This is a genomic window from Hymenobacter gelipurpurascens, assembly GCF_900187375.1.
GTDB classification, from domain to species: Bacteria; Bacteroidota; Bacteroidia; order Cytophagales; family Hymenobacteraceae; genus Hymenobacter; species Hymenobacter gelipurpurascens.
This window is the reverse complement of the sequence record NZ_FYEW01000001.1, coordinates 372,236-394,158: the sequence shown is the minus strand read 5'-3', so window position 1 is coordinate 394,158 and position 21,923 is coordinate 372,236. Positions and strand designations below refer to the sequence as shown.

Annotated in this window: 21 protein-coding genes; 16 read left to right on the top strand and 5 right to left on the bottom strand. The window is 57.0% G+C overall.

Annotated features, from left to right (window positions below; all coding sequences use genetic code 11):
* Positions 1–114 precede the first annotated feature (114 nt).
* The 5 genes from bcp to CFT68_RS01680 all read left to right on the top strand — a co-directional run bounded on the left by bcp (position 115) and on the right by CFT68_RS01680 (position 4,833).
* Positions 115–564, top strand: a complete 450-nt coding sequence (gene bcp / locus CFT68_RS01705) for a thioredoxin-dependent thiol peroxidase (RefSeq protein WP_088841699.1) — start codon at positions 115–117, stop codon at positions 562–564.
* 93 nt (positions 565–657) lie between these two features.
* Positions 658–1,560, top strand: coding sequence for a transketolase (locus tag CFT68_RS01700; RefSeq protein WP_088841698.1), 903 nt, complete (start codon positions 658–660; stop codon positions 1,558–1,560).
* A gap of 15 nt (positions 1,561–1,575) precedes the next feature.
* A complete protein-coding gene (locus CFT68_RS01695; protein WP_088841697.1) occupies positions 1,576–1,866 on the top strand; it encodes a hypothetical protein in 291 nt (96 codons plus the stop codon).
* A gap of 1 nt (position 1,867) precedes the next feature.
* A complete protein-coding gene (locus CFT68_RS01690; RefSeq protein ID WP_088841696.1) occupies positions 1,868–3,274 on the top strand; it encodes a vWA domain-containing protein in 1,407 nt (468 codons plus the stop codon).
* Positions 3,275–3,876: 602 nt separating this feature from the next.
* On the top strand, positions 3,877–4,833 hold the full coding sequence (locus tag CFT68_RS01680; protein ID WP_088841694.1) for a transketolase family protein: 957 nt from the start codon (positions 3,877–3,879) through the stop codon (positions 4,831–4,833).
* 98 nt (positions 4,834–4,931) lie between these two features.
* Here CFT68_RS01680 and CFT68_RS01675 read toward each other — a convergent pair whose 3' ends face one another.
* Positions 4,932–5,372, bottom strand: coding sequence for a hypothetical protein (locus tag CFT68_RS01675; protein WP_141106399.1), 441 nt, complete (start codon positions 5,370–5,372; stop codon positions 4,932–4,934).
* A 522-nt stretch (positions 5,373–5,894) separates the two neighbouring features.
* Positions 5,895–6,545, bottom strand: a complete 651-nt coding sequence (locus CFT68_RS01670; protein WP_088841692.1) for a zinc ribbon domain-containing protein — start codon at positions 6,543–6,545, stop codon at positions 5,895–5,897.
* Between the two features lie 133 nt (positions 6,546–6,678).
* Between CFT68_RS01670 and CFT68_RS01665 the strand changes: the two genes are divergently transcribed.
* The 8 genes from CFT68_RS01665 (at position 6,679) to CFT68_RS01630 (ending at position 13,321) form a co-directional block, all read left to right on the top strand.
* Positions 6,679–7,425, top strand: coding sequence for a DUF481 domain-containing protein (locus CFT68_RS01665; protein WP_088841691.1), 747 nt, complete (start codon positions 6,679–6,681; stop codon positions 7,423–7,425).
* A 600-nt stretch (positions 7,426–8,025) separates the two neighbouring features.
* Entirely contained in the window at positions 8,026–8,247 is a 222-nt protein-coding gene (locus tag CFT68_RS01660; protein WP_088841690.1) for a hypothetical protein, read from the top strand.
* 291 nt (positions 8,248–8,538) lie between these two features.
* Positions 8,539–8,880: a hypothetical protein gene (locus CFT68_RS01655; RefSeq protein WP_088841689.1), complete on the top strand. Its 342-nt coding sequence runs from the start codon at positions 8,539–8,541 to the stop codon at positions 8,878–8,880.
* Positions 8,881–9,249: 369 nt separating this feature from the next.
* Complete coding sequence (locus CFT68_RS01650) at positions 9,250–10,077, top strand: universal stress protein (RefSeq protein ID WP_088841688.1); 828 nt, start codon at positions 9,250–9,252, stop codon at positions 10,075–10,077.
* Between the two features lie 333 nt (positions 10,078–10,410).
* On the top strand, positions 10,411–10,962 hold the full coding sequence (locus tag CFT68_RS01645; protein WP_088841687.1) for an RNA polymerase sigma factor: 552 nt from the start codon (positions 10,411–10,413) through the stop codon (positions 10,960–10,962).
* A 30-nt stretch (positions 10,963–10,992) separates the two neighbouring features.
* The gene (locus tag CFT68_RS01640; protein ID WP_088841686.1) at positions 10,993–11,454 is read left to right on the top strand and encodes a hypothetical protein; all 462 of its coding nucleotides are present in this window, start codon (positions 10,993–10,995) and stop codon (positions 11,452–11,454) included.
* Positions 11,455–11,475: 21 nt separating this feature from the next.
* Complete coding sequence (locus CFT68_RS01635) at positions 11,476–11,967, top strand: periplasmic heavy metal sensor (RefSeq protein ID WP_088841685.1); 492 nt, start codon at positions 11,476–11,478, stop codon at positions 11,965–11,967.
* A 154-nt stretch (positions 11,968–12,121) separates the two neighbouring features.
* Positions 12,122–13,321 carry an aspartate aminotransferase family protein gene (locus CFT68_RS01630; RefSeq protein WP_088841684.1) on the top strand — a complete coding sequence of 400 codons (1,200 nt, stop codon included), beginning with the start codon at positions 12,122–12,124 and terminating at the stop codon, positions 13,319–13,321.
* An 85-nt stretch (positions 13,322–13,406) separates the two neighbouring features.
* Here CFT68_RS01630 and CFT68_RS01625 read toward each other — a convergent pair whose 3' ends face one another.
* Positions 13,407–13,856 (bottom strand): tellurite resistance TerB family protein, encoded by a 450-nt coding sequence (locus CFT68_RS01625; RefSeq protein ID WP_088841683.1) that lies wholly within the window; start codon positions 13,854–13,856, stop codon positions 13,407–13,409.
* A 277-nt stretch (positions 13,857–14,133) separates the two neighbouring features.
* Here CFT68_RS01625 and pfkA point away from each other — a divergent pair, with 277 nt between their 5' ends.
* A complete protein-coding gene (gene pfkA, locus CFT68_RS01620) occupies positions 14,134–15,105 on the top strand; it encodes a 6-phosphofructokinase (protein ID WP_088841682.1) in 972 nt (323 codons plus the stop codon).
* 70 nt (positions 15,106–15,175) lie between these two features.
* Here pfkA and miaA read toward each other — a convergent pair whose 3' ends face one another.
* Together miaA and CFT68_RS01610 are read right to left on the bottom strand one after the other, a co-directional pair.
* Positions 15,176–16,081, bottom strand: coding sequence for a tRNA (adenosine(37)-N6)-dimethylallyltransferase MiaA (gene miaA, locus CFT68_RS01615; RefSeq protein WP_088841681.1), 906 nt, complete (start codon positions 16,079–16,081; stop codon positions 15,176–15,178).
* Complete coding sequence (locus CFT68_RS01610; RefSeq protein WP_088841680.1) at positions 16,078–17,217, bottom strand: glycosyltransferase; 1,140 nt, start codon at positions 17,215–17,217, stop codon at positions 16,078–16,080. The genes miaA and CFT68_RS01610 overlap by 4 nt, the downstream gene beginning before the upstream one ends.
* 196 nt (positions 17,218–17,413) lie before the next feature.
* Between CFT68_RS01610 and CFT68_RS01605 the strand changes: the two genes are divergently transcribed.
* Positions 17,414–21,397, top strand: coding sequence for a PAS domain S-box protein (locus CFT68_RS01605; protein WP_245815247.1), 3,984 nt, complete (start codon positions 17,414–17,416; stop codon positions 21,395–21,397).
* A gap of 70 nt (positions 21,398–21,467) precedes the next feature.
* Positions 21,468–21,845 carry a response regulator gene (locus tag CFT68_RS01600; RefSeq protein ID WP_088841678.1) on the top strand — a complete coding sequence of 126 codons (378 nt, stop codon included), beginning with the start codon at positions 21,468–21,470 and terminating at the stop codon, positions 21,843–21,845.
* The last annotated feature ends 78 nt before the right edge of the window (positions 21,846–21,923 follow it).

Sequence of the window (21,923 nt, the reverse complement as noted above, 5' to 3'; positions counted from 1 at the left end):
TGATGGCGCAAAGCCGGCTACTCATGCAGGGACATATGAGGTGGCCTAGAAGAGTATAAAGTTTGCGCTATACCTTCCGGATTTCCGTTCTACCTTCGCGCAAACAACTGCGCAATGGCTCTACCTCAAGTTGGCGACCAGGCTCCGGCCTTCGAAGCAAAAGACCAGAACGGCACCACCCACCGCCTCGCCGACTACGCCGGCCGCAAAGTGGCTCTCTACTTCTACCCCAAAGACGACACCAGCGGCTGCACGGCCCAGGCCTGCAACCTCCGCGACAACTACCAGAGCCTGCTGAGCGCCGGCATCCAGGTGCTGGGCGTGAGCATCGATGGCGAGAAGTCGCACCAGAAGTTTGCCACTAAGTATGAGCTGCCGTTTCCGCTGCTCATTGACGAGGACAAGCAGTTGGTAGAGGCCTACGGCGTGTGGCAGGAGAAATCTATGTATGGCCGCAAGTACATGGGTACCATGCGCTATACCTTCCTGATTGATGAGCAGGGCCTGATCGAAAAAGTCATCACGAAAGTCGATACCAAGAATCACGCGGCGCAGCTGCTGTAATATTGTAATATCAAGAGCCCCGCCCGTTTCGGCGGGGCTTTTTTGTACCCCCACTTCCTACCTTTGTCACCCCATCAAACTCCAATAACTCGTATGGCCCAGGACTCGTCTTTCGCCGCTTCTGCTGAAACGCACACGCCTACCGCCACCAAGTCGGTGGCCGAATTGAAACAGATTGCTGCCCAGGTGCGGCGCGACATCGTGCGCATGGTGCACGCCGTAAACTCCGGCCACCCCGGCGGCTCGCTGGGCTGCACCGATTTGCTGGTGGCCCTGTACTTCAAGGTAATGAAGCATACGCCCCAGCCCTTCGATATGAACGGCGTAGGCCAGGACCTTTTCTTCCTCTCGAACGGTCACATCTCGCCCGTATTTTACTCCGTGCTGGCCCGCTCGGGCTACTTCCCAGTGAGTGAGCTAGCTACGTTCCGTAAGCTGAACTCGCGCTTGCAGGGCCACCCCGCTACCCACGAGCATCTGCCCGGTATCCGGGTGGCTTCGGGCTCGCTAGGCCAGGGGCTGAGCGTGGCTGTGGGCGCGGCGCAGGCTAAAAAGCTCAACGGCGACGACCGCAACGTGTTCGTGCTCATGGGTGACGGCGAGCTGGAAGAAGGCCAGGTGTGGGAAGCGGCCATGTACGCGCCGCACCACAAAGTAGATAACCTCATTGCCTTCGTTGACCGCAACGGCCAGCAGATTGACGGCCCCACCGAAAAGATTGGTGGCCTAGGCGACCTGCGCGCCAAGTTCGAAGCCTTCAACTGGCGCGTGCTGGAAACCGACGGCAACGACCTCGAAAAGCTCCTCCCCACTCTCGAAGAAGCCCAGTCGTTGCTAGGCCAGGGGCAGCCGATTATGGTGCTAATGGACACGCAAATGGGCTTCGGCGTTGACTTCATGATGGGCTCGCACAAGTGGCACGGCGTAGCTCCGAACGATGAGCAGCTGGAGAAAGCACTGCAGCAGCTGATGGTAGAAGAAGCCGGCGACTACTAGCAGGCAATAAAAGTCATGAAACAGCTTTTTGAGCCTCAGACTTACAAAGGTGTCATAATGACCCTTTGGATAGTATCTATTCCTATGGCTATCCGAGACTCTTTTGGAGATGTGGCTAGCCTATGCGCTGCTATCGGAGCAGCGGTTGTGGCACTAGGACTTGCATATGCGACTCTTAACAAGTCAAACAAAACTAAATCACTAACCCTCATAGGGTCAGTTGTTTTGATTATTGCCTTGATGGGGATTTTTGTAAAAAGAGAAGCCCCCACTAGCCCATCTAATCAAACTGCGCAAGTAGAATAGCATGAGAAAACGCATGTTTTGGGTACGCTACTGGGTATTGCTAGCCTTGGTTTGGCTGGCAATACCCAGTCGTGCCCAAAACGTGCCGCCTGCGCAACCACGCACCACACGCATCCTGTTTCTGCTGGATGCGTCGGGTTCTATGCTGGCCCCCTGGGAAGGGCGCCCGCGCATGGACGTGGCCAAGAGCCTGCTGGCTAAAATGGTCGATTCGCTCAATGCCTACCCAAACCTGGAACTGGGCTTGCGGGTGTATGGGCACTTGCACGATAAATCAGAGAACAACTGCGAAGACTCGCGGCTGGAAGTGGCTTTTGCGCCTAAAAACGCTTCGGCCATCAAGGCGAAGCTCAAAGCCATTGCGCCCAAAGGCAACACGCCCATCACATACTCTCTGCTCCAGTCGGCCGCCGACTTTCCGGCGGATAAATCGGCGCGCAACGTGTTGATTTTGATTACCGATGGGCTGGAATCGTGCAAGGGCGACCCGTGTGCTACGGCCGTAGCACTGCAGCGGAAGCACGTGTTTCTGAAGCCCTTTGTGATTGGGATTGGCGCCGAGCGGGACTTTGGCCGACAGCTGGAGTGCCTAGGCCAGTACTACAACGCGGCCGATGTGAAGACCTTCCGCAACATCCTCAATGATGTAGTAGCCCAAACGCTGGCCAAAACCACCGTGGCCGTGAACCTGACGGATGAAGCCGGCCGCCCCGTGGAGTCGAACGTGAACATGACGTTCATCAACAACATCACGGAGCAGCCGGAATACAACTACATCCACTACCGCGACGCCCAGGGCAAGCCCGATGTGCTCAGCATCGACGCCCTGCAGAGCTACGACCTTGTGATTAATACTGTGCCCCCGGTACGGCAGCAAAATCTGCCCATCCGGGCCGGCAAGGCTAATGTACTGGCCTACAAAACACCCCAAGGCACGCTCTGGCTCCAAAACCCGAATATCTCCCCTAACCCCTACGGCACGGTGCAAGCAGTAGTGCGGGCCCGCGGCAACGCCGCCACGGTAGTAGCCCTGCCCTTCGGGAGTCGGCAAAAGCTACTGGCCGGCGACTATGAGGTGGAGCTACTGACGCTGCCCCGGCAGACGAAGCGCATCACGGTGAAGCAGGGGCAGGAAACGAGTGTGACGTATGAAACGCCCGGCATCCTGAACATCGTGACGGATTTGAAAGGCTATGGCAGCATCTACCGGCTCAACAATGATGAGTCGCAGACGTGGGTGCACAACCTGCCCGATGGCGGCAGCAGCAAGGTAAACCTGCCGATGCAGCCGGGGGCCTACCGCCTCGTGTTCCGCACGAAAACGGCTACCGGCAGCCAATTTACCGATGTCCGCAACTTCACCATCCGGCCGAGTCAAACCAGCTCGGTCAGCATTTTCGGGAAATGAGGAAGATGTGGCTTTTCCTTATCGTAATGCTGGCCAGTGCAGCAATTAGTGCAAAGTCTGGCCTCATAGTCAAGGTTACTTTTTCCTCCCCGCATCGAGTTGGGCACCATGAATTATGGGCGGTAAATTCCATAACTAAGCAACGCTTTAGCGGTCAGGCAGGCATGCAAGACGAGTATACCTTACCTACTCTGGACGCCCCTGCCGATCTGTTCTTGCATCAGGGTATCGGTACTGACACTTTATATATAGGTTCCGTAGCAGCGAATAGTACAGAGGCAAGGTTCTCATTTCCACTCACCTTGAGAAAGAGTCTATTCGGGCACTTTATCTGTCCGAAATGTCATAAGGCTGATAAAACAGCAGAAATAATCAATTCTGATGCACCTAGGGTTCGAATGGTTATTTCGGGTAGCGATACAATCTATACTAGTATCATCGGAAGAAAAAAATATGAAAGCTGCATGAGCGGTGGCGGAAGAGGCTATTGTCAGCGTGACAAGATTCAATTTTGATAGTAGTCTATTCAGTACACAAGATGCTTCGGCTGCGCTCAGCATGACGGATAAAACAAAACGACACACTCCCAACCTACCAATAGCATGAAAGACTTCCCCTACACCGAATCGAAAGACACCCGCAGCGGCTTTGGCGCGGGCCTGCAGGAGCTGGGCAAAACCAACCCCAACGTAGTAGCCCTGTGCGCCGACCTGATTGGCTCGCTCAAGATGGATGCCTTCATCAAGGACAACCCCGAGCGGTTTTTCCAGGTGGGCATTGCTGAGGCCAACATGATGGGCCTGGCCGCGGGCCTGACCATCGGGGGTAAGATTCCGTTCACGGGCACCTTCGCCAACTTCAGCACGGGCCGCGTCTACGACCAGATTCGGCAGAGCATTGCGTATTCCAACAAGAACGTGAAGATCTGCGCATCCCACGCGGGCCTCACGCTGGGTGAAGACGGCGCCACGCACCAGATTTTGGAAGACATCGGGATGATGAAGATGCTGCCCCACATGACCGTTATCAACCCCTGCGACTACAACCAGACCAAAGCCGCTACCATCGCCATTGCCGACCACGAAGGCCCCGTATACCTGCGCTTCGGCCGCCCGGTAGTGCCTAACTTCACTCCCGCCGATCAGGAGTTTGAAATCGGCAAAGGCATTGTTCTGAATGAAGGCACCGACGTAAGCATTTTCGCTACCGGCCACCTGGTGTGGAAGGCCATTCTGGCCGGCAAGCTGCTGGCCGAGAAAGGCATCAACGCCGAAATCATTAACATTCACACCATCAAGCCCCTCGATGCCCAGCTGATTCTGGAATCGGCGCGCAAGACGCGCTGCGTAGTAACGGCCGAGGAGCATCAGATGAACGGTGGCCTAGGCGACTCCGTGGCACAGTTGTTGGCCCGTGAGGAGCCGCTGCCCCTGGAAATGGTGGCCGTAAACGACTCCTTCGGCGAATCGGGCACGCCCGACCAGCTGATGGAGAAGTATAAGCTCAACGAAACCGCCATTGTAGCGGCCGTGGAGAAAGTAATGGCTCGTCGGAAGTAATTACTGGCTGAGCAGATAGCAAAATGGCCCCGGTTGCTCAGTGCAGCCGGGGCCATTTTGATTTTCAGGCAGGGCCTGAGTCACATCAGATTCCTTTGTTATGGCTTAGGCTTGTACTTCCTTAACCGGAGTAGAAATGCAAGTTTTGAAACGACATACAAGACGGTAGGCCGGATATAGGCGTGCAGCACCAAGCCTACTAGCCCTAACAAAGCACCTATTAGGGTGGGCAGCACGGCCCCAAAGGTAAACGTCATCCCAAGCACAAACCCAAGCAGGCATTCAGAACGATAAATCGGAAAGAAGAAGGCAAATACGAATAGGGCTATCATCAAATTACCTGCTAAATCAGGCATACCGAGGGTAAACAGCACGGAAATGCTAATGCCAAATAACAAAGCGCCGGCAAAGCCATAACCCACGCGCAATAAGGAATAAGAGCTTCCCCTATGAAAGGCTTTCTTTTGCACGCGGTGCAATAGAAGCCAAGTAAGCAATGGAAGCAAAACCCCACCCCACCAATTGGAAATGGCAGGCATCTCTTTCTGTGCCAGGAAATGGTGACTAGGTACCCCTCTATGGAAATGGCTCCAGGCCAAAAGCGCCCAAATAGCCACGGTCAGAATTACTACACAATACCTGCTATACCTGGAAAAGCGCTTCTCCTTCATCCCTTCTGTCATCAAGTATAATCGGTTTTTAAGGACGCTGCACTCCTCCTCAGCGTGCCCGTCGCGCTTGCAAGGCCATCAGGATAAATATATACAAAATAAGATACTATACCTTCCTGGCTTCAACTAAATAAAGGCAGTGTAGACCCTGGAAAAGGCAATTGCCCACCGGGAGTACCTACTGGCTGAGTGCATATAACATGGCCCCAGTTGCTTGACGCAGCCGGGGCCATGTTATATGCTGCCGACACGCTAAAGCCACATAGTTACTTTACTTTTTGTCCATTCTTGTCGACATAGAACCACTTTTCACTTCCCATGACCGATGAGGTTAGCAGTGTCAAACACAGGCCTAGAGAAAGGCAGCTTAGCTTTGTCATTGACAGCAGCCTACTGCTTACTCCCGCAATCAGCGCAGAACTTCTGATCAGGCTTCATGCTACTACCGCAACCCACGCAGAATTTTTCCTTGGCTTGGGCCACGACGCTGGGCGTGCCACAGTTGGGGCAAAACTTCTGGCCGGGTGCCAGCTTAGTCTGGCAGCTCTGGCATTGCACTAGGCCACTGGTATTGAGGAAATCAAGCTCTTTAGTATAATCCTGCTCCCGCGTTTTCGTTCGGATTTGCTCGCTGGCGGCTTGGCGCTGTTGGGACGCTAACTCCTCTTGCTCGTCGGGGGCGCAGGTTTCGCAGAGGCTAGCGCTGTGGTTCCAGCACACGTCGGGGCACACCCAGCTGCCGCAGCGGGTGCATTGCTTGAAGTACTGCTTGCCCTCCTGCACGGCTTTGTCCAGGGCTGCATCATGGGCTTTGCCGCCAATGGCGCGCTGCACGTGGTAAGCCGCGTTGCCGGCATCGTAAAAGCTGCCGCCAAACAGGCTGCCAGCGGCCCGCATCAGCTCGCCCGCAATACCGATGCTGTTCGGCTGAAATCTGGACATATGGCCGTTGCGGCACTTGTCGCAGTAGAATTTGAACTGAAACCCTTTGTCGGTGGAAAGGTCGTCGTGGTTGGCCACGAACTGAATCATACTGCTCATATCGGGTGCTGGTAGCGTGATGGACGGCTAAAAGTAGGGATATCTGAATATTCCTGTACTCGACAATAGCGCGCACCCCAAAAAATCGGGCCGTATACTTGTGCTTCTGCCGCTTTTCGTAGCCCTATAGCCTATGCGCCTTCTGTACCTGCTACTCTCCTGCTCGTTGTTTCTGCTAGGCCTCTCCCCCACGGCCAAAGCCCAAAACCAACAACAGCGCGACACCACGCTCATTGTGTACACAGGCCAGCTGACGGGCGCTTACAGCCGCGGTGGCGTGAGCCGGACGCTGCTTTCCACGGCGCACACCGTCACGTTTACGCGAGGCCTGCACTACGGCTTGCCAATGAGTGGCAGCTTTATTTATGGCAAGCAGGATGGGTTTCTGAAGGAGCGGGAATTGCTGCTCAACGCTACTCCCTACTACTACAAGGGCCGTTTCCGGGCGTACGCGCTGGGTGGTTTTGAAATCAGCAACCTGCGCGGCATCACCAGCCGTGTGCAGCTGGGCGCGGGGCCTGGCTGGGCCTTCTACTCCGACTCGCTGGGCCGCGAAGTCTCGGTGAGCAACCTTATCATTCGGGAGAAAACCAACTTCCGCGACGGTACCAGCCGCCTCACCACCCGCAACTCGGCCCGCCTGAAAGTGGCCTACTCGCGCAGCGTGTTCACGTTCAGCTCCCTCACTTTCTACCAGCCTTCGGTGGTGGATTTCGGCGACTACCGTTTCAGCAACCTCACCACCCTGGCCCTGAAACTACCACGCAAGTTCTCCGTGAACTTCAGCTACAACTACACCCACGAAAGCCGCGTGATTGAAGGCCGCTTCCCCGACAATACCAACGTAACCGTGGGAGTGGCCTACAGCACTAGCCGCTAGCCCTTTCGGCAAACCCGGAGGCAGAGAGCTGGCCTAGGCGAACTGCCGCCGCAACAGAAGTGCGGTTGCTTGTTCTGCAAACCACCAGCCCTGCAGCCAACGGGCTGCGGCTTCTGCGGTAGCGTTTTTGCAATTGAGGTAGCGCGCCCAGCCCATCTGTTCCACAAGCGGCCACCAGCCCGGCTACTCAACCAGCACTTTGCAGCAAGAAATCAAGAACAAAAATCATCTGATAAAACGATTTTAATCAGTGTGTTACTGGTTCTTTCAGAACATATTACCTCTGTCCTGATTTTCCCGCTTTGAAGTTCTGTGCTATGCTCTCCCCCATCCTTCTATTGCCTATTATGCTGATTGCCCTGCTGGCCCTGGCAGGCTTCTATCAGCGCGGCATGCACCCCCGGTAGGCCACCCGGCGGGCTCCTCACCGTTTTTTTCGCTGAACTCGTGCCCCTTCTGGTGCCCTGGACCTAGGAACCGGATGTACATGGGCCACTTCGCCCAACGCGCGGATCAACAGGAAACGCGCTGCCGTTCTGAACGGCCTGACTTTTATTCGAAGGTGAACGAAATAGGGCTTTGTAGGCCACTCTCAGCAGAATGAGCCAAACCCACACAAGGCAACTGCGCAAACGGCTGCGGCTTGCTGCCCGCAAGCTGGCCGCCGGCTTGGGCCGGCTCGTGCGCATGCAGCCGGAAAACCACGCGAGCCGGACAACCAAAACCTTACTAAGGCAAGTGGCCCAACGGCTGTATCGGTTCTTGGTGCGGCCCATTCTGGACTTTCCGCAACCGCAAGCGCGCCGCAAACTGCCGCACTGATGCCTCAGCCTTACGCTAAGCCAGTATACGCCGGCCCTGGGCACCAAGTGCTCAACCTTTTGAGGGAGAAAACTCACTGACCAGCGCTAGGCCCCTTTCAAGGGACCGGCAAGCAGGCACTACTGAGCTGGGTTGCTAGCTTGAACCATGCTCAACTGCGGCTATTCGCTTCGCATACTTAGTGATTAAGTTATTAAAATTCATAGAATTATGTTAAATTAAGGAAGTAAGAATTTTCCATCTGCACCCTCAATTTTTATAGTCCAGCTGGTGCTGTAGCAGCCCTGCGTCATGAATATTTATCAAGAGTTTCATCCTGAGCAGACGTTTATTCGTCTTTGCGGAGCTTGTGAGAATGGGAACGATGTCACGCTTCTTGAGCAAGCTCTCAGCACCTGTTTAGTTAGGGGCATTAAACGCATTTGGCTGGTGTGCGACCAACTGACACAACTTAACTTCAGAGCGCAACATTGCCTGCTTCTGCATTCTGACCGCATGGAAGCCGCTGGTCTACAGCTCTTCATGGCCGGCGTGCCCGTTGAGCTCCGCGATGCGCTGGACCTTACGGGAATCTCACGCCTGCTGCCCTTGCTCCCCGCAGATGCAGATTACCCTAGCCCCTTCTTCTCTTAACTGGCTACCCAAAGTTGCCTGTTCACTTACTGGCACCGTGGCCATGAAGGACGCACCCAGAAAGTAACTGCAGGCGTACTTATCTCGCTCTTTTCCTGATATGTATCATAGTTGTTGCTTGATGCTGGTCATGGATTGGAAGGAGAATTTCAGCAAGCTTTAAGCTGCTCTACCATTCGTTTTGGCAGAGTAGTTCTGCTGGGTTGCCCCAACCCGCATGGCTTACCAACACATCTGGCTTTTCTGGGAGCGGCGCACCTACCTGGGCCTGCACGTCAGCTGCTTCTCCAGCCCGAAAACGGCTGGTTCAAACCACAATTCCCCCTGTCCTCACTCGCCGGCACACTGCCGGCTTAACCTTCAATTGGTATGGAACCGGTTTTCGTTGTTTTCTCGGACCTCTCCAACGCTGCCGATGCAGCGCTTGCCTATACTGCGCAACTTGCCCAGCAAGCCCACGGGCGCGTAGTACTGGTGCATGTGTATCAGGATCCGTTGTTGGTTTCGGAGGTGGAGATAGTGGGCGCCCCTTCCTCGGCCGAAAATCAGCGGCAGGTAAGGGCGCAACTGCAGCTCCAGATGCAACAGCTGCCGGTGCCCGCCGAAGTAGAAGTGTCCGTGAATACCCTGGCCGAAACCGTATCAGAAGTAACCCGTCGGTATAGGCCGGTGCTGCTGGTGCTGGGCCGCGAGGAACCTGCTAGCGCCGGGATATTCAACAGGCTGGAGCCTAACCAGGCCGCTACGTTGCTGGAAGAGTCGCACTACCCCCTGCTGCTAGTGCCGCAAACCTGGCAGCAGTCGCCACCGCCCCAGCGCGTGGTAGCAGCCACCGACGAGCAGCCCTTTTCTCTCAGGGCCACTACCGACGCCCTGCAGGATTGGCTGAAATCCTTGCCGCTCACCTCCACCGTTGTGCACGTAACCGGGCACGATGGCCCTTCCCACGCCGATGTAGGCCTGCAAGCAGCTCAGGATACCGGCCTGTTCGGGCACCTCACCGATAACAGCCTCTACGAAGTGCGCGGCGAAGCCCCCACGGATGGTATTCTGCACGCAGCAGCTGAACTGCAGGCGGAGATGCTGGTTGTCTTCGCTAGGCCGCATACCTGGCTGGGCGAGGTGTTCCATCGCAGCATCACGGCGCAGCTGCTGCGGCGTAGTACGTTGCCGGTACTGGTGCTCCCTACCCTCTGATAGTACTTGGGCATTCTACTGGTGAAGGCGCTCAGAAACATTGGGCTGGGGTCAGCCCAAAAGACAGCTCATTTCAGGAGCAGCGCTGAGTAGAAACTGCCCAACGAGCGTGGCGTATGCCAATACCTGCTACCCCAGATACGATCTGGAATAGCAGGTATTGGCATACGCCACGCTCGTTGGGCACCTGCACTACAAGTATGCGTGCGCCTGGGAAACATTTATCTTGCTGCGTCAGCATTTTTCTGGGTTGATTTCTTCAGCCCATTAAACCCTAGGCCACCTCCCTGCTCTAACCCAGCACAACCCGCCGCCCTAACTCGCTCCCCCTGCTTGGAAGATCAGGAGATACTCGCCAAGTTCGATGACCCCGCCGCCCGCAACGTGGCCTTCAACCAGCTGGTGCGCAAGTACCAGCAGAAGGTGTACTGGCACGTGCGCAAAATGGTCATCGACCACGACGACGCCGACGACCTCACCCAGGACGTCTTTATAAAAGTCTGGAACAACCTGGCGAATTTTCGGCGGGATGCTTCGCTGTACACCTGGATTTACCGCATTGCCACCAACGAGTGCCTGAGCTTTCTGGCTTCCAAGCGGCGCAAGTTTTTCCTGCCCATCCACGACATCGGCCCCGAGCTGTCGGCCAAAGTAGAGGCCGACCCTGGCCTGGCCGGTGATGATATTGAACTGCGCCTGCAGAAAGCCATTCTGCGCCTGCCTGATAAGCAGCGGCTGGTATTCAACATGAAGTACTACGACGAAATTACCTACGAGCAGATGTCGGAAATCACGGGTACCTCCGTTGGGGCCCTAAAGGCTTCATATCATCATGCCGTGAAAAAAATTGAACAATACGTGACGGAAGATCCCGCCCGTGATTAAACTTCGCGGCCTCGGTCGCCTCTAAGCAATATGAACACTCCTTTTCATCTGGATGACCACAAGCGCCGGTCGCAGCCCCTGGCTCCGCCCCCGGAACGGTACTTCGAGCAGCTACCAATGCGCGTGATGGCGCGGGTGCAGCCCGACGCTGCTCCTGGCCTGGCGGGCTCCTGGGGCTGGCTGCAGCAGCTCTCGGCGCCCGTGCGCACGGCCCTGGCCTCGGCCGTAGTGCTGGGTGGTTTTGCGGCATCCTTTTTCCTGAATCAGCCGTCTTCCACTCCTATCCCACGCTATTCGGTGGCCTCGCTGGCGGCCGTGCCCCAGGCCGAGATGGTACAGTATCTGCTGGCCAGCGAGCAGCGCGTAACCCTCACTGATTTGGCTGAAGTAGCCTCGCCCGCGCTGGCTACGCCCGATGCTTACCTGCAGGCCTCGCCCGCGGAGCTGCAGGATGCGCTGGATGCCCAACCCAGCGACGAAACCTATTTCTAGAACATGTTCTCCCTTTCTCCTATGAAATACCTCCTCCGTAGCTTCTGGGCGTTTCTGCTGCTGGCCACGGTATCCTGGTCGGCCAGTGCCCAGACGCCTGCCGCCCGACAGGGCCGTCTAAACCAGCTCGAAAACGCCAAGATTGCTTATATCACCGAAAAAGTTTCGCTGACCCAGGACCAGGCCCAGAAGTTCTGGCCCGTCTACAACGACTTCAGCACCAAGCGCCGCGAGCTGAACCGCCAGATGCGCCAGCTGCGGACCACCAACCTCGATGCCCTCTCCGATCAGCAGATCAAGGATGGTCTAGGCCAGGCCATGGACCTGCGCGAGCAGGAAGTAAAGCTGGAAAAAGAGTATTTCGGGAAGTTCCAGAAGATCCTGAGCATCCGGCAGGTAGGCAAGCTCTATGGCGCCGAGCGGGAATTTACGCGCGAGGTCATCAAGCGCGTAGCCGACCGCCGCGGCGGAGCCGGGCGCAGCTTCACGCCTAGCGGCCAGCTCGATAACTAATAACACTCATTTGGACTTCTTATAAAAAGCAGCTGCCTTGGGCAGCTGCTTTTTTGTTGCACGTGCCCCCTGCAGGCCTACGGCGCCTTTGGTACCGTGCTAGGCCACCTGGCGCTTCCGGCGTACCTTTGCGGCCCCATTTTGTTGTTCGTGTATGCTTACCCCCCGCCAGCTTTTCCTGCGCCACCAGGCTCAAACCTCCGACTTTCCATTGCTGCTTGAAATTGAGCGGGCTGAAGGCGTGTACATGTACGGCCCGGAAGGCCAGCGCTACCTCGATTTGATTTCCGGCATTGGCGTGAGCAACGTAGGCCACCGCCACCCCCGCGTGCTACAGGCAATTCATAATCAGCTAGATAAGTATCTGCACCTGATGGTGTACGGCGAGCTGGTGCAGGCCCCGCCCGCCCAACTGGCGCAGGCTCTGCACGAAACGCTGCCGCCGCACCTCGATAACGTGTATTTCACGAACTCCGGCACCGAGGCCGTGGAAGGCGCCCTCAAGCTGGCCAAGCGCCACACCGGCCGCACCGGCCTACTTTCCAGCCACAACGCTTACCACGGCTCCACTCACGGCGCCCTCAGCATCACGGGTTCCGAGAGCTTCAAGAACAGCTTCCGGCCGCTGCTGCCCGGTGTAGGCCACTTCCGCCACAACAACTTCGAGGACTTAGCTTTAATCGACCGCCATACCGCGGCCGTGGTCATCGAGACGGTGCAGGGCGAAGCCGGGGTGCGCGTGCCGGCGCCAGGCTACCTGGAAGCGCTGCGCCAACGCTGCACCGAAATGGGGGCTCTGCTGATTCTGGATGAAATTCAGTGTGGCTTCGGCCGCACAGGCACCTTCTGGGCTTTCGAGCAATTCGGTATTGAGCCGGATATTCTCCTGACGGCCAAAGGCATGGGCGGCGGCATGCCGATTGGGGCCTTTATTTCCTCGCAGGAAATCATGTCGGGTTTCAAGACCAACCCTATTCTAGGCCACTGCACCACGTTTGGCGGCCACCCGGTTTCGTGCGCGGCCTCCCTGGCTACCCTGCAGGTTATTCAGGAGGAAAACCTGCTGGCTGGCCTGGCCGAGAAAGCGGCCCGGTTCCGGCGGCAGCTGGTGCACCCAGCCATTCGGGATGTGCGCGGCTGTGGCCTGCTGATGGCCGTGGAGTTTGACTCGTTTGAGGTGCTCAAGCCCATCATCGACCACGCCCTCTGGCAGGAGCACATCCTCACCGACTGGTTCCTGTTCTGCGACAACTCCCTTCGGATTGCCCCGCCCCTCACCATCACCAATGGGCAAATCGATGAGGCCTGTGCTGCCTTGCTGCGCGCGATTGATGCTGTGGTAGGCGAAAACTAGTCTCTAGAAACGATCTAAACCGAAACGCCCACCTGCTATATAGCAGGTGGGCGTTTCGGTTTAGATTAACAGGCGTACGAGCAGGTTACTCGTTTTCCTGTAGGTTGTTGTAGTTCAGGAAGCTCTGCGTTTCTTCTTTGATTTGCTCACGGGGCAATCCGTCTTTCACACCCAAGGATATCTTACGAACCAGCACGCCTACTATGGCTTTGCGGAAGCCGAGTTTGGCGGCCATATCGATACAGAAATCCATTTCGTGGTCGTCTACCACGCCATCGGCCAGCATCATGTCCACGAGGTCAAAAATCTGGTCGAAGCGCTCGGAGTCGTTGTCGGGCAGCACCATGGTGATGGCGCTGGCATTGCCCACAATGGAGCGTACATCATCGGCCCGCATGCCATTTTTCTTGCCTACTGCTACTATAAAGCTCATTTCCCGTTCGTCGATGTGTCCATCGGCTTTGGCCAGCGCCGCGAGATTCATCAGATGGCTCTTAACCTTCTTGATCTGCTCGTTCTCAAAAAAACCAAACATACGGGTGGGGGCTTAAATAGTAGACGGTTGCGCAAGGGTGCAGTAAGGACGGTTTCCGGTGTCTATAACGGCCAGCGGTAGGATGGTAATATACCGGCTGAGGCACTTAATTGCAATAGATGCACATACGCAGTCTGAAAAAAAACAGCCGATTTGTCAGTCTCTTTCGGTTTCCTGTGGATTCCGTGTCAGAAGCGCTTTACTTTCCCTCCAGAATTACCACCTTTGCGCCGCCCGTTTTGGGCAGTTTGGTTGAAGTAGAGTACAGAGAGAACTTATGAAACGCATTGCAGTTTTCACCAGCGGCGGCGATTCGCCGGGCATGAACGCCTGCATCCGGGCCGTTGTGCGCACGGCTGTTTACCACGGCATTGAAGTATATGGCATCATGCGCGGCTATAGCGGCATGATTAAAGGCGAGTTTGTGAAGCTGGATTCGGCTTCCGTCGCCAATACTATTCAGAAGGGCGGCACCATCCTCAAATCGGCGCGCAGCCAGAAGTTCCAGACCAAGGAAGGCCGCCAGGAGGCGTTCGACCAGCTTGTGAACCACGGCATTGATGGCCTAGTAGCTATTGGCGGCAACGGTACCTTCACGGGTGCCACCATCTTCGAGCAGGAGTTTGGCATCCCGACCGTAGGCGCCCCCGGCACCATCGACAACGACCTCTACGGCACCGACTATACTATTGGCTACGATACGGCCGTAAACACGGCGCTGGAGGCCATTGATAAGATTCGGGATACTGCTGACTCGCACGACCGTTGCTTCTTCGTGGAAGTTATGGGCCGCGACTCCGGCTATATTGCCATTCCGTGCGCCATTGGCGGCGGAGCCGAAATCGTGATGATTCCGGAAACCCAGATGTCGACGGAAGCCGTGATTGAGACGCTGCACAGCGGCTGGAAACGCTCCAAATCTTCGTTCCTGGTAGTAGTGGCCGAGGGCGATTTTGAAGGCAACGCCCACGCCGTGGCCCAGCAGGTGAAGGCCGCTATTCCACAGCTTGATACCCGCGTAACCATCATCGGCCACATTCAGCGCGGTGGCGCCCCTTCCGCCGCCGACCGGATGCTGGCTTCCCAGATCGGTATTGCCTGCGTAGAGGGCCTCATGAACGGCATGCGCAACGTGATGGCCGGCATCGTGGACCGCAAGCTGGTGTACACGCCCTTCACCGACACTATCAACAAGAAGAAGATGATCAACCAGAGCTTCATGCGTATGGTGGAGATTCTAAGCGTATAGGCCTAGGCCAGTGCCAAACAACAACGGGGCCGCTGACTAGTCAGCGGTCCCGTTGTTGTTTGGCACTGGCCTACCACTTCACCTCCGCTGGGTGCATCCAGTGGTACTCAGGGTCGCGGCGGAGCCAGGTGAGCTGGCGCTTGGCGTAGTGGCGGGAGTTGCGCTTGAGCAGGCGCACGGCTTCGGCATAGTCATAGTGACCCTCGAAGTAATCGAACAGCTCTTTGTAGCCCACCGTCTGGAGGGCGTTGTGGTGGCGGAACGGATACAGGGCCCGCGCTTCAGCCTCTAGGCCACCTGCCAGCATCTGATCCATGCGCTGATCGATGCGCTGGTAGAGTTCCTCCCGCTCCCGGTTCAGGGCCACCTTCACGATGCGAAACGGGCGCTCAGCAGCTTTTTTCTTGCCATGAAAGCTGCTGAAGGGCTGGCCCGTTGAGCGCGAAATTTCCAGGGCCCGCAGCACCCGCTGGTGGTTTTGGCGGTCGATGCGGTCATACGTGATAGGGTCGAGGCGCGCCAGCTCATCTACCAGTGGCCCTAGGCCACCTTCGGCCAGTTCCTGCTGCAGCTGTTCGCGCACCTCGGGCAGCGCGGCCGGCATATCATCGAAGCCTTCCGTAACGGCCTTCAGATACAGCCCGGAGCCTCCCGTCAGGATAACCACCTGATGCTTTCTGAACAGCTCCTGCAGTAAGGACAGCGCATCCTGCTCAAAGCGGCCAGCATTATACTCTTCCTGAATGCTGTGCGAATCGATGAAGTGGTGTGGCACGCCCTGCATTTCCTCCGGGGTAGGCTTGGCGGTACCAATGGTCAGTTCCCGGAAAAACTGCCGCGAATCGGCCGACACAATTTCGGTGTGCAGGTGCTGGGCCAGGCGCACGCACAGGTCCGTTTTGCCCACAGCGGTAGGCCCCGAAATTACCAGCAAGGTGGACTCAGTGGTCGTGAGCAGGTCGGTTAGCAAGGTCATACGGCAGGAATAGGTAAAGTACAGCCAGGCAGCGCCGCATAAAGCGCTATCAGGCGGGTTTCTTCGTGCTGCCAGTTAAGCACTTGGCGAGCAAGAGCGCAGTGTGCCGTTAGTTCCAGCACGCGGGCCTCATCACCGCCGGGCAGCAGGCGGTTGAGCGCTGCGGCAATGGTAGCTGGCGTAAGCGGCGCCGATACTAATTCGGCTACGTCGTACTGCTCGTTCAGGGCCCGGTACTCCGGAAAATCAATGACAACCTGCGGCACGCCGGCATGCAGGTAATCAAAGAATTTATTGGCCAAGGAATAGTAGTAGCTCAGGCCCAGATTTTCGAGCAGCATCACGCCCACGGCCGCCCGGCGCGTTATCTCGCGCAACTCGGCCGGCAGCACATACCCCCGAAACTCTACCTGCCCGCTCTGCAACAGGACTAGCGCCTCGGCCTGCGAGCGCAGGCTTCCGGAAAGGTCGCCCTCACCGCACAGCACCAGCCTGGCGCGCACTTGCGGCATGGCATTCAGCAGCATTTCCAGCCCTCGGCCCGCATTGAGAGCCCCCTGGTACAGGATGTAGCCATCGTGGGGCCTGGCGCCGGAACTAAGCGCGGTTTCCTCCAGCCGGCTGATGTTGCGGATAACCTCAAATGAACGGCCGTAGCGTTCCTCAAACACTTGCGCCAGGGCCGTGCCTACGGTGTAGGCCAGTTCAGCCCGGGGCACAATGAACCGCTCTACCCGGCGCCAGAGCCGCTGCACAGCCGGGCGCGCCACCACCTCGGGCACTTCCGTAAACAGCTCGTGGGCATCATACACAAACGGCTGCCCTCCCAGGCGGGCACGGGCCCAAACGGGCAGGGCCGTATCCAGATCGATGGCGCACCAGGCAGCGGCTTGCTGGCCTAGCAGAAATAGCAGGAGCCGCAGGTTGAACTCCAGGTAAAAAAGCTTGCCCCGCCGGAACCGGCACCGGAGCCGGTGCTGTTGGTACGGCTGCTTCGTTAGTGGCCTCGATGTAGGCCACTCCCGCCCCACCAATAGCACCTCGTAGCCCGCCTGCACCAACGATCCGCAGATGCGCTGCATCCGCTGGTCATAGTTGAGGTCGGTCGTGACGGTAAAGACGAGGCGGGGTGGCATTCGGAGTGGCCACGAGAATCGGGGCAGGTAGTTTGGGATATTTTCGTCAAATTTAGGGAGTAAATCCTGCGCGCCGGCCACATCGCCTCTCCAGGTCGATTGGTGGTCGGCCCTTCTATGCCTGGCAATGCCTACTCGACTTCCTTCGTCATCTCAACCGGTACCGGTCAGGCCAACGGCCTCCGCTCCCACCGATTTGTTCCGTTCCTTATTCGACCAAGCCTACGATGCACTGCTGCTCTATGATGAACACGGTGCTTTAGTAGACTGCAACCAAACGGCTCTAGGCCTACTAGGCATTTCCCGCGAAATGCTGTTGGCCTCGGGCCTGATGGCGTTTGCCTTGCCCGTAGGCCACTCCACGCCCGCCGACCGCTGGACCTCAGAAGCAGAACTGTACGAGGCCGTACGGGATACGGCGCGCACCGGCACCATGCACTCCCAGGCCTGGCACGGCCAGCGTGTAGACCGGACACCCCTCACGGGCTGGCTGACCCTGCACTTGGTACAAACGCCCTCCGGCCCTCGCGTACAGCTCACGCTCCGCAACACCACCCAGGACCAGTCTTACCAGGAAGCCACGCAGCAGTTGGTGGAGGAGCGCAGCCAGAAGCAGGTGCGCGAACTACTCTCCCGCACCAACCTGAGCTACGTAATGGCCGATCGGGAAGGAATTATCCTGGAAGTCAACGACTACTTTCTGGACTTCACGGGCTATACCGCCGAGGAAGTTGTCGGGCAGAGTTTCCACATGCTGTTCTCGCCTTCCGAGGAAGCCCTGAGCCGCCGACAGGCCTACCTGACCTGTATCCGGGAAGGGACACTGCAAAGCTTCTACGAGCGCAACCTGGTTACCAAGTCGGGGCAGTTGCGCCTGATGCACTGGCACTCCGAATTCTGCCACAATGCAGCCGGAGAAATTACGGGCATGTTTGTGGTGGGCCGCGACCTGACGGACCGACACGTAACGGCCCGCGCCCTCACCGACAACCGCACCCGCCTCCAGGACTTTCTCGACAATGCCCACGATCTGATTCAGAACCTGAGCATCGACAACCGGTTTCTGTTCGTGAACAAAGCCTGGAAGGAAAAGCTGGGCTACGAAGACGAAGACCTGCCCCACCTCACGCTTTCCGACGTGGTGCACCCCTACTACAAGGCCAAGCTGCTCTACCAGCTGCGCAACCTCTACAAGGGTGAGAAGGTGAACAAGCTGGAAACCGTGTTCCTGACCAAAACCGGGAAACCTGTTCACCTGATTGGCTCCATTTCCTGCTCCTGGCAGGATGATGAGCCGGTAAGCACCCGCGCCATTCTGCACGATATCACGGACCGCATTAAGGCCGAGCGCCTGCAGAAGGTGTACTACAGTATTGCCAACCTGGCTATCAGCTCCAAGGATTTGCACTCCCTCTACGGAGCTATCCATCGGGAGCTGAGCAAGATCATTGAAACCAATAACTTCTACATCGCTCTCTGCGATGAGGCCCGCACGCAGCTGCAGTTTGCGTACTACGTCGATCAGAATTCCCAAGGCGACCAGACCATTATGGCGCGGCCCTTCTCCTCGGGCGTATCGGAGTACATCATTCGTACTGGTAGGCCACTATTCCTGCTGAAGCAGGAGCTGGAGGATCTTATTGGCAATGGCACCATCACGGCCTATGGTCTGATGCCGGAGGTAATGCTGTGCTCGCCCCTAAGCATCGGGGAGCGGATTATCGGGGTGATTGCGGTGCAGGACTACCAGAAGGCCGATGCCTATGCCGCCGCCGATATTGAGATTCTGCACTTCATCTCCAACCAGGTAGCCCTGGCCATTGAGCGCAAGCGCAACGAAGTCCAGATTCAGAAGCAGAATGCCCGCCTGAATGCCATTTTTGAGAGCGGCTCGCACCTGATGTGGTCCGTGGATACGCACTCGCGCCTAAGCTCTTTCAACCGCAACTACGCGGCCTATTTCCTGCGCCGCAATGGCGTGTACCCTACCCTGAACGTAAACCTCTGGCAGGCCGATCTGGCCCTGATGGAGGAGGACGCCCGCGAGACCTTCGTGGAGAATTACCGGCGGGCTTTCCAGGGCCATCCGCAGCGCTTTGAGGTGCGCCTCCGCGACACCAAAGGCATGGACAGCTGGCGCGAAATTTACCTCAACCCCATTTACCTCGATGACGGCTCGTTCGAGGAAATATCGGCCATTGCCCACGACATCACGGATCAGAAACGCTCCCAGCTGGAGCTGGCGGCCCAGGAAGAGAAGTTCCGCGCCATCTTCGAGTCGTTCCAGGATGTGTACTACCGCACCGATGGCAAAGGTATTCTGACCCTGGTGAGCCCTTCGGTGCTGGATATGCTGGGCTACACGCCCGAGGAAGTAACGGGCACGCCCATTGCCGATTACTACATCTACCCCTCGCAACGGGATGGCCTGCTCCACAGCGTGCGGGATACGGGCGAGGCGCGCAACTTCGAGCTGGCGATGCGCCACAAGGATGGCCACTCGGTGAGTGTGCTGGTGAATGCCCGCCGCGTGCTGGACGGCCCCTCGGGCACGGAGGGCATCGGGCGCGACATCACAGAGCTGAAGAAAATGCAGGACGACCTGCGCGCGGCCAAAGATGAGGCCGAAGCCGCGCTGCATGCCAAAACGCAGTTCCTGGCCAATATGAGCCACGAGCTGCGCACCCCCATGAACGGCATCATCGGGATGATTGATCTGCTGCACCAGACGGTGGCCTCCGAGGAGCAGGAAGAGTACGTGGATACTTTGCGCAAGTCTTCGGATGCGCTGCTGGCCATTCTGAACGATATCCTGGACCTCTCCAAAATCCAGGCGGGCAAGCTCCAGCTCAGCGAATCAGGCATTGATCTGCACTACACGATGGATAAAATCCACTCGCTGTTTGCCAACCGCGCGAATCAGAAACAGCTGCATTTCACCTACCACATCACACCGCACACACCCCGCTTCATCATTACGGACGAAACGCGCCTACTGCAGATTCTGAGCAACCTGACCTCCAACGCCATCAAGTTTACGGCCCAGGGCAAGGTCAGCATCGAGGTATCGTCGGTGGTGACAGATGGCGAGGAACACACGCTGCGCTTTGCCGTTACGGACTCCGGCATTGGTATTTCCGATGACAACGAGAAGCTGCTCTTCACCAACTTTACCCAGCTCGATACCACGCCCACCAAAGCCTTCGGTGGTACTGGCCTAGGCCTGGCCATCAGCAAGCAGCTGGCCGAGTTGCTGGGCGGCGAGATTGGCGTTATTTCCAACATCGGCGAAGGCTCTACTTTCTGGTTTACCATTCAGTGCTTGGTAGCGCGCAACGAGGAAGAGATTGTGCAGGAGCGCGTGACGGCCCGCGAAAAAGCCCAGGAAGTGGTGCGCTTCGATACTACGCCTCGCGTGCTGCTGGTAGATGACAACCCCATCAACCAGCAGGTAGCCTCACGCCTGCTGGACAAGCTCGGCTGTGATGTGGATGTGGCCCACGATGGTTTCGAGGCCATCAGCAAAGCTACTGACCCACGCCACCAGTACGAGCTGATTTTCATGGACATTCAGATGCCCGAAATGGATGGCGTAACGGCCATGCTCGAAATCCGGAGGCGCCTAGGCCAAGCGTGCCCGCCCGTGGTGGCCATGACGGCCTATTCCATGAAGGAAGACGCCGAGCGGTTTGTGCAGCAGGGCATGGACGACTACGTCTCGAAGCCCGTGAAAACCCAGGACCTGTACACCGTGATGCGTCGGTGGTCTGCGGCCCGCTTAGCCAGCGAAGCCGCCGAGGCCAGCCCCGAGACGCCAGCTACGCAAGAGCCGGCGGCCGTCATCATCGACCCCGATACGATTGAGCAGCTGCGCCAGCTGGGCGGAGGAGAATTTGCCGCGCAGCTGTATGCCGATTTCGAGCAAGAGGCCGGCCAGGTACTTTCGGAGGCCGCCGAATTTGTAGCTAGCGGTCAATACGCCCAGATTTTACCACATTTGCATCAGCTAAAGGGAACCGGATTTACGTTGGGCATTAATACGATGGCTGAATGGACCAAAAAGATGGAGCATGATCTGAAAAATGGCCATTCCTCAACTGCCGAGCAGGACTTTAAAACCCTACAGCAGTACTTTGAACAGTTTGTTGCCACGTACCCGGCCGTCACTCAGGCTCCTTAGTCACGTATAGCCGTACATTCCTACACTTATTTAGCTCTCCCTCACCCCAAAACTCCAACTGCTCTTTATCATGGCTGATTCTAAAACGATTTTAATTGCGGAGGATAGCTCCGTTATCCTGAACCTAACTAAGAAAATTCTCGAGCTCCAGAAGTATCGCATTGTATCGGCTAAGAATGGCGGCGAGGTCATGAAGCAGGTGGAAAGCCAGCCTATCGACTGCGTACTGATGGATATTAATATTCCCGTGAAAGACGGCATGGAGTGCACCCGCGAAATCCGCAAGCACTCTGACCCGCGTATTGCCCGCATTCCGGTTATTGCCATCACCGGCAACGCCAATAATTACTCCATGGAGCAATTCCGTGAAGCCGGCGTAACCGACTACCTGCCCAAGCCGCTTGATTTCGATGCATTGGTGCGCGTAGTGAAGCAGTACATTGGGTAATTATTGAAGCTAGAAGTGGGGAGCCAGAAGGCAGAATATTATGGCATCTTTTGATGCCAGGATTCGCTCACTTCCAGC

Coding starts and splice junctions, on each gene's coding strand:
- CFT68_RS01640 (WP_088841686.1), top strand. CDS start 10,993: ATGAACACTCCTTTTCATCTGGATGACCACAAGCGCCGGTCGCAGCCC.
- CFT68_RS01660 (WP_088841690.1), top strand. CDS start 8,026: ATGAGCCAAACCCACACAAGGCAACTGCGCAAACGGCTGCGGCTTGCT.
- CFT68_RS01675 (WP_141106399.1), bottom strand. CDS start 5,372: ATGCCTGCCATTTCCAATTGGTGGGGTGGGGTTTTGCTTCCATTGCTT.
- CFT68_RS01625 (WP_088841683.1), bottom strand. CDS start 13,856: ATGTTTGGTTTTTTTGAGAACGAGCAGATCAAGAAGGTTAAGAGCCAT.
- CFT68_RS01690 (WP_088841696.1), top strand. CDS start 1,868: ATGAGAAAACGCATGTTTTGGGTACGCTACTGGGTATTGCTAGCCTTG.
- pfkA (WP_088841682.1), top strand. CDS start 14,134: ATGAAACGCATTGCAGTTTTCACCAGCGGCGGCGATTCGCCGGGCATG.
- CFT68_RS01650 (WP_088841688.1), top strand. CDS start 9,250: ATGGAACCGGTTTTCGTTGTTTTCTCGGACCTCTCCAACGCTGCCGAT.
- CFT68_RS01700 (WP_088841698.1), top strand. CDS start 658: ATGGCCCAGGACTCGTCTTTCGCCGCTTCTGCTGAAACGCACACGCCT.
- CFT68_RS01610 (WP_088841680.1), bottom strand. CDS start 17,217: ATGCCACCCCGCCTCGTCTTTACCGTCACGACCGACCTCAACTATGAC.
- CFT68_RS01695 (WP_088841697.1), top strand. CDS start 1,576: ATGAAACAGCTTTTTGAGCCTCAGACTTACAAAGGTGTCATAATGACC.
- CFT68_RS01670 (WP_088841692.1), bottom strand. CDS start 6,545: ATGAGCAGTATGATTCAGTTCGTGGCCAACCACGACGACCTTTCCACC.
- miaA (WP_088841681.1), bottom strand. CDS start 16,081: ATGACCTTGCTAACCGACCTGCTCACGACCACTGAGTCCACCTTGCTG.
- CFT68_RS01665 (WP_088841691.1), top strand. CDS start 6,679: ATGCGCCTTCTGTACCTGCTACTCTCCTGCTCGTTGTTTCTGCTAGGC.
- CFT68_RS01630 (WP_088841684.1), top strand. CDS start 12,122: ATGCTTACCCCCCGCCAGCTTTTCCTGCGCCACCAGGCTCAAACCTCC.
- CFT68_RS01680 (WP_088841694.1), top strand. CDS start 3,877: ATGAAAGACTTCCCCTACACCGAATCGAAAGACACCCGCAGCGGCTTT.
- bcp (WP_088841699.1), top strand. CDS start 115: ATGGCTCTACCTCAAGTTGGCGACCAGGCTCCGGCCTTCGAAGCAAAA.
- CFT68_RS01655 (WP_088841689.1), top strand. CDS start 8,539: ATGAATATTTATCAAGAGTTTCATCCTGAGCAGACGTTTATTCGTCTT.
- CFT68_RS01600 (WP_088841678.1), top strand. CDS start 21,468: ATGGCTGATTCTAAAACGATTTTAATTGCGGAGGATAGCTCCGTTATC.
- CFT68_RS01635 (WP_088841685.1), top strand. CDS start 11,476: ATGAAATACCTCCTCCGTAGCTTCTGGGCGTTTCTGCTGCTGGCCACG.